Annotated in this window: 6 protein-coding genes and 1 pseudogene; 3 read left to right on the top strand and 4 right to left on the bottom strand. The window is 63.0% G+C overall.

Annotated elements, in window-relative coordinates:
• A pseudogene (locus NKJ94_RS23250) lies at positions 1 to 108 on the top strand (IS481 family transposase); the annotation flags it as partial.
• Between the two features lie 767 nt (positions 109 to 875).
• Here NKJ94_RS23250 and NKJ94_RS23245 read toward each other — a convergent pair.
• The 4 genes from NKJ94_RS23245 to NKJ94_RS23230 form a co-directional block, all read right to left on the bottom strand.
• Entirely contained in the window at positions 876 to 2,255 is a 1,380-nt protein-coding gene (locus NKJ94_RS23245) for an aspartate aminotransferase family protein (RefSeq protein WP_352528207.1), read from the bottom strand.
• A 54-nt stretch (positions 2,256 to 2,309) separates the two neighbouring features.
• A complete protein-coding gene (locus NKJ94_RS23240) occupies positions 2,310 to 2,435 on the bottom strand; it encodes a capsid protein (RefSeq protein ID WP_352528205.1) in 126 nt (41 codons plus the stop codon).
• Positions 2,436 to 2,482: 47 nt separating this feature from the next.
• Positions 2,483 to 4,552, bottom strand: coding sequence for a prolyl oligopeptidase family serine peptidase (locus tag NKJ94_RS23235; protein ID WP_352528203.1), 2,070 nt, complete (start codon positions 4,550 to 4,552; stop codon positions 2,483 to 2,485).
• Positions 4,553 to 4,648: 96 nt separating this feature from the next.
• Positions 4,649 to 5,809 carry an MFS transporter gene (locus tag NKJ94_RS23230; protein ID WP_352528201.1) on the bottom strand — a complete coding sequence of 387 codons (1,161 nt, stop codon included), beginning with the start codon at positions 5,807 to 5,809 and terminating at the stop codon, positions 4,649 to 4,651.
• A gap of 229 nt (positions 5,810 to 6,038) precedes the next feature.
• Between NKJ94_RS23230 and NKJ94_RS23225 the strand changes: the two genes are divergently transcribed.
• Positions 6,039 to 7,616 carry a trimethylamine methyltransferase family protein gene (locus NKJ94_RS23225; protein WP_352528199.1) on the top strand — a complete coding sequence of 526 codons (1,578 nt, stop codon included), beginning with the start codon at positions 6,039 to 6,041 and terminating at the stop codon, positions 7,614 to 7,616.
• Between the two features lie 205 nt (positions 7,617 to 7,821).
• Entirely contained in the window at positions 7,822 to 10,407 is a 2,586-nt protein-coding gene (locus NKJ94_RS23220) for a GcvT family protein (protein WP_352528197.1), read from the top strand.
• The last annotated feature ends 47 nt before the right edge of the window (positions 10,408 to 10,454 follow it).

Below are 10,454 nucleotides of genomic sequence, written 5' to 3'. Positions count from 1 at the left end.
ACCCTCAAGGGTCTCACACCCTATGAGTTCATCTGCAAAATTTGGGCAAAAGAGCCCGAACGGTTCCGACTCGATCCCACCCATCAAACGCCGGGACTAAACACCTAGGTAGGGCCGTTTCGGCCCTTTTCCGACCTTGCTCTACGACGATAGAGCATCGAGCACCCCATCCAATGCGGTCTTTCAGTTGCGAGCGTCGCTGGCTGGAACTGCGTTAGCCAGTCGGAGGCCAATGGCGTTTTTAATGGAACGCTAATATACATGGACGTTCCAACGAGCAGCGCCTGCCAAATCCTTGAGGAATGCATGCGAAGGTTCATCTTCACGGCAATGTGTATCGCCGGCGCAACAGCCGCCAGCGCCCATGATTGGTACGAAGACAAGATTGACCCACAGACGAAATTGAAGTGTTGCGGTGGTTCTGATTGCCGCGCCATACCTCAGTCTTCGGTGCGGTCCAGGATAGACGGTGGTTACACTTATTTGCCGCATAATTTCACCATCCCACGGGACCGTGTACAGGAGTCCCCTGACGGCCAATACCATATCTGCGAGAATACCTACGTCGTAACTAATCAGCTGTATTGGCGTTGCTTTTTCGCACCTCGTGCCAATGTCTCTCTACTTCTCCCACATTAAGGTAAATACTGCGCGTCGCGGCCGGACTCGACATCGGCAAGGTGCGCAGCTGTGGCAAATTCGGTCGCGCCACTCGCTTCCCTGCACGGACGTTCGACGCAGTGATCGCCTCGTGGCGACCCTTCGTAAGCAGCTCCTCCGGCTGGTACTCCTAGGACGCCTGGCGAGCTCTTCGGCAGAATGCGGCATCCAATCGCCGGGCGCCCGACTGCAGGACGCCCGGCGATCGTTTTATCTTACCGCTTGCGCAAATCCGCTTGCGCCAGATCAAGCGCCTTGGCGATGCGGTCGCAGGCCATGTCGATTATCTCGCGCGTCCAGATCAGCGGCGGCGACAGGATCATCGTGTCGCCGGTGGCGCGCAGCATCATGCCCTGGGCAATCGCGTGATCGCGAACGATCACCGCCGCACTGCCGGCCGGCAGGAAGCGCTCCTTGGTTGCCTTGTCCTTGACGATCTCGATCGCCCCCATCAGCCCGAACGAACGCACCTCGCCAACCAGATCGTGCCCACCGAGACGTTCCTGAAGCGCCCTGGCGAAGTACGGCCCGGTGTCGTTCCTGACGCGCTCGACCAGGCCTTCCCGCTCGATGATCTCAAGGTTCTTCAGCGCCACCGCGCAGGCCACCGGGTGCCCAGCGTAGGTGTAGCCGTGATAGAACTCGCCGCCCTTCTCGACCAGGGTTGACGCGATGCGGTCGCCGACCAGCAGCGCCGACAGGGGCTGGTAGCCGGAGGTCAGCGCCTTGGCCGTGGTTATGGTGTCGGCCTCGACGTCGAACGCCTGTGCGGCGAACCATTCGCCGGTGCGGCCATAGCCGGTGATGACCTCGTCCACCATCAGCAGGACATCGTATTTGCGGCAGATGCGCTGCACCTCCGGCCAATAGCTCATCGGCGGGATCTTCACCCCGCCTGCCCCCATCACCGGCTCGCCGATGAAGGCGGCCACCTTGTCGGCGCCGGCTTCGAGGATGGCGTCCTCGACCGCCTTTGCCGCGCGCAGGCCGAAATCATGGTCGCTTTCGCCGGGCAGTGCCAGCTCATAGGCATAGGGCATCATCACATGGACGATGTTGGGCACGGCGCCGCCGAGCTGCCTGTGCATCAAATCCATGCCGCCGAGCGAGGCGCCGGCCACCGTCGAGCCGTGATAGCCCATCTTGCGCGAGATGATGCGGTTCTTCTCGGGCTGGCCTTCCAGCACCCAGTAGTGGCGGACGAGGCGTAGCGCCGTGTCGTTGGCCTCCGAGCCGGACGAGCCGTAGAACACCTGGTTGATGTGCTTCGGCGCGATCTCCGCCAGCTTTTTCGAAAGCAAAACCGGCGTTGGCGTCGAGCATTTGAAGAAGGAATTGTAGTAGGGCAATTCCTTCATCTGGGCGTACGCGGCGTCGGCCAGCTCGTCGCGGCCGTAACCGACATTGACGCACCACAGCCCGGCCATGCCGTCGAGGATTTCCGTGCCTTCGGAATCGTAGATGAACGGCCCGTTGGCATGCGTGATGATGCGCGAGCCGGTCTCGCGCATCTCCTTGTGGTCGGTGAACGGATGAAGGTGATGCGCAGCATCGATCTGCTGAAGCTGCTTCAGCGAATAATTCTGGTAGGTCATGTTTGATCTTTCCTCTTGAATCAATCCGGCAGCTTTCGCGCCGGGGCGGATTCGTCAGAGGAAGGCGGGCGGCGAATAGCCGATGCGGGCGCACAACCGCAACAGCTCGGCGCGAAGCGTGCGCCGCGACGGCGTCACCGCGACCCCAAATGCGCAACCCGATTTCGCCAGCCGAGCCATGGACTGCACCTTAGGCTGCCTCGAGCCCTCAGTTCAAGCCGTGCCGGTCAAGCGATGCCGTTCAGCGCGCGCTGCAGGAAGACGTACTTCATCGCCGCCTGTGCCGCCTGCGGCCGCCGATCGCCGCGCCCGCCATGGCCGCCGTCGGTCTCTTCGAAGAACAGCGTCTTGCCATGGTCGGTCGCCTGCAGCCGCGCCGCCATCTTGCGGGCATGGCCGGGATGGACGCGATCGTCGGCGGTCGATGTCGTCAGCAGCACCGGCGGATAGGCTGTATCGGTGTCTACATGCTGATAGGGCGAATAGGCGGCGAGCCAGGCGGCCTCTTCCGGCTTCGCCGGATCGCCATACTCGGCCATCCAGGATGCGCCGGGCGGCAGCTCGGTGTAGCGCAGCATGTCGAGCAGCGGCACGTCGATGATCACCGCGCCGAACAGTTCCGGGCGCTGCGTCAACGAGACGCCAGTCAGCAGACCACCGTTCGAGCCGCCCTGAATGCCCAGCGTGGCCGGCGTGGCGATGCCGCGTTTCACCAGATCTTGCGCAACCGCGGCGAAATCGTCGAAGGCATTCTGGCGATTGGCCTTCAGCGCGGCCTGATGCCAATTCGGGCCGAACTCGCCGCCACCGCGGATGCTGGCCTGCACATAGGCATTGCCCTTTTCCAGCCACAGCCTGCCGCGCACGCCGGCATAGCCGGGCAACAGCGGCACTTCGAAGCCGCCATAGCCGTAAAGCAATGTCGGCACCGGCCCGTCCTGGTCGCGCCGCCTGACGACGAAGTAAGGAATCATCGTGCCGTCCTTCGAACGTGCCTCGAACTGTTCGGAGACCAGGGACGACGCATCGAAACGCGCCGGCTGCGATTTCACCGCTGCCAGCGTCGCAGCATTGTCGTCCGACCAGATGATCGAGCTCGGCGTCAGGAAATCGGTGAAGGAAAAGGAGACGCTGGAGCCGAAATGCTCGGCATGGCTGATGCCGACATTGCCGTTTTCGGGCAACGCAACGGGCTTGAACTCCCAGCCACTGTCGCTGCGTTCGCCGGCGACGATCTTGCCGCGCACATTGTCCATCAAATTGATGAACAGCCGGTCCTGCGTGCGGGCGATGCCGGCGATCGAGACGCGATGCGCTGGCTCGAGCACGGTATCGATGGATCCGAATAGACTGGTTTCGATCCAGTGCTCAAAGTCGAGTGAATAGAGCCCGTCGGGCTTGCACAGCGTGCCGTCCGGCGCCGTCCACGGGGTACGCACGCCGAAGACAAACTGGCCCTTGAACAGCGCCGTATCGGTGACGTCGTCCGGCAGCGGAATGCGCCTGTTCTCGCCGGAAGGCAGCCGCAGAAAACTGTGCGAGGCGAAGAAGTCGAGCGTCCGGGCCAGGAAGACGTGGCGCTTGTCGCCGTCGAATTCGACGGACCCGCCGGCGGCGAGATCCTGCTTCAGCGCCTCGAAGATCGGCATCGCCGCTTCCAGCGGCGTGCCGCGCCGCCAGAGCTTGACCACGCGCGGATAGCCGGACTGGGTCTTGTCGTCCTCCTCGAAGGCGGCGGAAACGATAACCGTGTCCTTGTCCAGCCAGCTAAAGCTCGATTTCGAAGCAGGAGCGCGAAAACCGCCATCGACGAAGGACCTGCTTTCGATGTCGAATTCGCGCATCTCGCTGGCATCGCCGCCATCCGGCGACAGGCTGAGCAGGCAGCGGCTGAAGTCGGGGTAGAGCCGGCTGGCGCCGCTGAACACCCATTTCACCCCCTCTTTCGCCGCCAGACTGTCGAAGTCGATGATCGTCCGCCATTCCGGCTTTTCGGTCTTGTAGGAGGCGACCGTGGTGCGCCGCCAGAGGCCGAGTACGTTCGTCCGGTCCTGCCAGAAATTATAGACATGGCCGTTGATTGCGGCCCCGACGGCAATATTGTCCTCGGCCGTCATCAGGTCGAGCGCTGTCTCGAACGACGTCTGATAGGACGGATCGCCTTGCAGTTCCCCGACCGTGATCGCGTTCTGGCGATGCACCCAGTCGAGCGCCTGCTTGCCCCTTCTGTCCTCGAGCCAGAGAAAGGGATCTTCGGCCGCCAACTCCAACTGGCCCTTGGTGTTCGATTTGGTCATGGAGTCTCCGGTTAAGTCAGGCGTTGGCATAGCCAAGATCGACATAGGGCCGCTTATATTCAAGTCATTGCGTCAGAAACGGCGACCTTCTGGCATTCACACCATCCGCCTTCGAATGACGGTTACAATCGCCAGCGCCAGGCAAATGGCGCCAAGCGTGATCGGCAGGCCGCCGGCGCCAAGAACATCCATGGCGCTGCCCGCCAGCGGCGGTACGGCGATGCCGCCGACGCCCCACATCAGCGAGAAGGCGGCGTTGCCAGCGACCAGTGCCGAGCCGGTGAACCGCTCGCCGAGTTCGATGATCGACATCGTGTAAATGCCGTAGGAAACCGCACCCCAGATGAAGACGCATGGCCATATCAACGGCGTCTCGATAAGAACCGGCAGCAGCACGCATCCGAGCACTGTTACCGAAACACAGATGAACCGCACCAGGCGCGCCGTCAGTCGTTCCGCCAGCAAACCGAGCGGCACCTGCATCGCGATATTGCCGGCGATCATCACCGACAGCAGCGCCGACATGCGCGCTTCCGCAATGCCGTAATGCGTTCCGTAGACCGGCAGCAAAGCAAGCACTGCCTGTTCGAAACCGGCGGCCACAACGACCGCCGACAACAGCAGCCACGCCTGCGGAACGAACCCCAGCACCGAAACCCGATGCCCGCTCTCGTCGACGCTCGGCAGCCGTCCCAACACCGAAGCCAGGCAGGCGCCGCAAAACAGGAATGCGGCGATGCCGACGAGAAACGGCGGCCATCCCGTGGTGCCGACCGCAAGCAGGCATAGCGGCCCTGCCGCAAAGCCTGCTGAAATGATCGTCGAATAAATGCCCATGACACGGCCGCGGCGTGCCGGCGGCGCCAGTGCGATCACCCAGACCTCACTCAGCACGTAGAGCGGGTTGGTGACCGCGCCGATCAAAAAGCGCAGCGGAAACCACAGATAGACGTTCTGCGTCCAGCCGATCAGCGCCAGCACAAGCGCAGAAAGTGCCGCGCAAATAAGCGCGGTGCGCCCTGCCCCGAAGCGGCGCGCTAGCGCCGGGACCAGCGGCGACGACACGATGAAGCCGATCGGCGTCATCGCCGCCGACAGGCCGATCATGGCCGGAGAGACACCCTGGCGCTGCAGAATGAAGCTCAACAGCGGATAGCTCAGCCCTTGCGCGATAGCGAACACCGAGACGGTCGCGATCACGCCGGTGATCGCCGCCCACTGCACCGTCTCGCCGCTGTTTTGTTTCGCCCGGGCCATGATCCACATCAAATATCGGGCTGCAGAATTAGCGTTTCGGTTCGGTGGCGGTAAGCACCGGCAACGAAAACCGCTTGCGCCAGCCGGAAAGAGATCAAGAGCCTGACGATCCCGCCGGCTGCCGTTTGGGCATGTCGCTTCCCTCGCCCTAGTGGTCGCCGCCTCCGCAATGGGCGGACGGCCGGCAGTCCATTATGCCGCCGCATTGTCGCAGCGTACGAGGACTATCATGACCGCCGCCCTTCAGCCCGCCGAACCGGCACTGGCAAACGACCGCGCCCGTCGCGGCGGCCGCGCGGGAAAGCGTGCCGGCGGATCGGCGGCGTTCGAGCAGCCGCCGTTTCGGCAGCTGAAGAACCCGCTGACGCCGACCCGGCTGGTTTCCGACGACGAGCTGGAATCGATCCACCTCGCCTCGTTGCGCGTGCTGAGGGAAATCGGCGTCGACGTGCTGCACGATGAAGCCCGGCGCATCATGAAGGCGCATGGCGCGGATGTCCGCGACGGCAGCGAGCGGGTGCGCTTCGACAGCGACATGATCCTCGAACTGGTTGCGCACTGCCCGCCGGAATTCACCATCCACGCCCGCAACCCGGCGCACAATGTGCGCTTCGGCGGCAACAATCTGATCATCTCGATGATGGCGTCGGCACCCAACTGTTCCGACATCGACCGCGGCCGCCGGCCGGGCAACCAGCAGGATTACCGCAACTTCCTCAAGCTTGCGCAGATGCACAACATCCTGAACTGCACGGGCGGCTATCCGGTCGAGCCGATCGACATCCATCCGTCCGTCCGGCACCTCGAATGCATCCGCGACCTCAGCGTGCTCACCGACAAGGTGTTCCACATCTATTCGCTCGGCAAGGAGCGCAATGTCGACGGTATCGAGATCACCAGGATCGCACGCGGTATCAGCCATGAGCAGCTGCTCGCAGAGCCGTCGGTGTTCACCATCATCAACACCAATTCGCCGCTCAAGCTCGACGTGCCGATGATGGAAGGCATCATCCAGATGTCGAGCAAGGGCCAGGTGGTCGTCATTACGCCGTTCACCCTGTCCGGGGCCATGGCGCCGGTGACGATTGCCGGCGCGCTGGTGCAGCAGAATGCCGAGGCGCTGTCCGGCATCGCCTTCGCGCAGATGGTGCGCAAGGGCGCGCCTGTCGGCTATGGCGGCTTCACCTCGAATGTCGACATGAAGTCCGGCGCACCGGCCTTCGGCACACCGGAATACATGAAAGCCCAGCTGGTCGGCGGCCAGCTTGCCCGCCGCTACAACATCCCCTACCGCACCTCCAATACCTGCGCCGCCAACACGGTCGACGCGCAGGCGGCCTATGAGAGCGTATTCTCGCTATGGGGCGCCATCCAGGGCGGCGGCAATCTTATGATGCATGCGGCCGGCTGGCTCGAAGGCGGCCTGCGCTGCTCCTATGAGAAGACCATCCTCGATATAGACCTGTTGCAGATGGTCGCCGAGTTCCTGACGCCGCTCGATCTTTCCGAGGAGGCGCTGGGCTTCGACGCCATCCAGTCGGTCGGCCCCGGCGGCCATTTCTTCGGCACCCAGCACACGCAGGACCGCTACAAGACAGCCTTCTACGCGCCAATCCTTTCCGACTGGCGCAATTTCGAGAGTTGGGCGGAGGCCGGGTCGCCGACGGCGCTCGAAAAGGCCAATCGCGTCTGGAAGGAACGGCTGGCGTCCTACGAAGAGCCTTATATGGACCCGGCGATCCGCGAGGAGCTCAACGCTTTCGTCGACAAGCGCCGGGCCGAAGGCGGCGCCCCGACCGATTTTTGATCATCTGTATTGGTTTGATGAACAGTCGACCCCCACTCCGTCGAGCTTCGCTCGACACCTCTCCCCCGATCGACGGGGTCGTCTGTGAAACCATCCTTGCTGCGCTTGATGGCAGGCTGGCCGAAACCATTGCTGTATCCGATCTCCGCTTTGTTTTCGCGCCCCGCTCACTCGATTCAACCTCTTCAAAAACGGACCTATCCTTATGACATCTCACGCAAAAGCGGTTGTTATCGGCGGCGGCGTCGTCGGCTGCTCGGTGCTCTATCATCTGGCCAAGGCCGGCTGGACCGACATCATGCTGATCGAGCGTTCGGAGCTCACCTCCGGCTCGTCCTGGCATGCGGCAGGGGGCTTCCATACGCTGAACGGCGATCCCAACGTCGCCAAGCTGCAGGCCTATACGGTGCAGCTCTACAAGGAGATCGAGGAGATTTCCGGCCAGTCCTGCTCGCTGCACCTGACCGGCGGCGTCATGATGGCCGACACGCGCGAGCGCATGGACTTCTTGCGGCTCGCCCACGCCAAGGGCCGCTATCTCGGCATGGACACCGAACTGATCACGCCGTCCGAGGCCAAGGCGATGTTCCCGCTGATGGACGAGACGAATTTCGTCGGCGCGATGTGGGATCCAGTCGAGGGCCATCTCGACCCCTCCGGCACCACCCACGCCTATGCCAAGGCCGCCAGGAAACTCGGCGCCGAGATCGTGCTGCGCAACCGCGTCGTCGAACTGACGCAGGAGGTCGACGGCACTTGGAACGTCGTCACCGAGCAAGGCACGGTCAAAGCCGAGCATGTGGTCAACTGCGGCGGCCTGTGGGCGCGCGAGATCGGCCGCATGGTCGGTGTCGAACTGCCGGTGCTGGCGATGGAGCACATGTATCTTCTGACCGAGCCGATGCCGGAGGTCGAGGAATTCAACACGTCGACTGGCCGCGAGATGATCGGCGTGATGGATTTCAAGGGCGAGATCTACACCCGCCAAGAGCGCAACGGCATCCTGCTCGGCACCTATGAAAAGGCCTGCAAGCCGTGGTCGCCGGTCAACACGCCGTGGGATTTCGGCCACGAGCTGCTGCAGCCCGACATCGACCGCATCGCGCCGTCGCTCGAGATCGGCTTCAAGCATTTTCCCGGCATCGAAAAGGCCGGCATCAAGCAGATCATCAACGGCCCCTTCACCTTCGCGCTGGACGGCAATCCGCTTGTCGGCCCGGTGCAGGGCCTGACCAATTTCTGGTGCGCCTGTGCCGTCATGGCCGGCTTCAGCCAGGGCGGCGGCGTCGGCCTGGCGCTGTCGAACTGGATGGTCCATGGCGACCCCGGCTTCGACGTCTGGGGCATGGACGTTGCGCGCTTCGGCGAATGGGCAACGCTGCGCTATACCAACGCCAAGGTGCGCGAAAACTATTCGCGCCGCTTTTCCATCCGCTTTCCCAATGAGGAATTGCCGGCAGCCAGACCGGCGCAGACGACCCCGGTTTACGACACAATGCTCGCCAACAATGCGGTCATGGGCGATAGCTGGGGCCTCGAAACTCCGCTCTGGTTCGCGCCGAAAGGCTCCGAGCCGAAGGACATCGTGTCCTTCCACCGCTCCAATGATTTCGGCCCGATCGGCGAGGAGGTACGCGCTACCCGCGAGAAGGTCGGCGTCACCGAGATCGCCAACTTCGCCAAATATGAAGTCTCCGGACCAGGGGCCGAAGACTTTCTCAATCGGCTGATGACCAACCGCATGCCGAAGACCGGCCGCATCGTGCTGACTCCGATGCTGAACGAGTTCGGCAGGCTGATCGGCGACTTCACCATCGCTAAGGCCGGAGACGACCGCTTCATGATCTGGGGCTCGTCAGCTGCGCAGAAATACCATATGCGCTGGTTCGAAAAGCACCTGCCGAAGGACGGCCCAAGGGGGTCGCAGGTCCGCATCCACCGCTTCGACCAGACGCTGGTCGGCCTCTCCATCGCCGGGCCGAAATCCCGCGACCTGCTGCAGAAACTGGTCGATGTCGATATCTCGACCAAGGCCTTCCGCTTCATGGATTTCCGCGAAATGGCGGTCGGCGGCGCGCCCTGCATGGTCAACCGCATCACCTACACCGGCGACCTCGGCTATGAGATCTGGATGGCGCCGGCCTACCAGCGCCTTGTCTACAAGGCGATCAAGGAGGCCGGCGAAGAATTCGGCCTTGTCGATTTCGGCATGCGCGCTCTGCTGTCGATGCGGCTTGAAAAGAACTTTCCGACCTGGTTCCGCGAGCTTCGTCCGATCTACGGACCGTTCGAGGGCTCGATGGACCGCTTCATCAAGCTCGAGAAGAACGACTTCATCGGCCGGGAGGCAGCGGCCAAGGAACAGGCGGCAGGGCCGAAGCTGCGCCGCGTCTCTTTCATCGTCGATGCAGCGGACGCCGACGTGATGGGCGACGAGCCGATCTGGGCCAAGGTCGGCGGCAAGGATTACGGCACGGTGGAAAGGCCGCATGGCTACGGCGCGCCGCGCTTCGACGCTGGCGGCAAGGAAGTGCGCGGCTCGAAGGCCGCGGAAGGCGCGTCCGCCGTGCGCGGCATCGTCGATGGCGACTGGCGCGTGGTCGGCTGGGTCACCTCCGGCGGCTATGCGCATTACGTCGAGAAGTCGATGGCGCAAGGCTATGTGCCGGCGGCCCTTGCCGAAAACGAGAGCGCCGGACTGTTCGAGATCGAAATCCTTGGCCACCGGCGGCCGGCGCGCATCAATGTTGAGCCGCCTTTCGACCCAAGTGGCGAGAAGATGCGGACGTAAGCCCACACAACGCGGTCGCATTGTGCGGAGCATACTCTTCATGCTAG

The organism is Mesorhizobium sp. M0060, from assembly GCF_040323155.1.
Lineage (GTDB): Bacteria > Pseudomonadota > Alphaproteobacteria > Rhizobiales > Rhizobiaceae > Mesorhizobium.
This window is presented reverse-complemented; position numbering and strand designations above follow the sequence as displayed.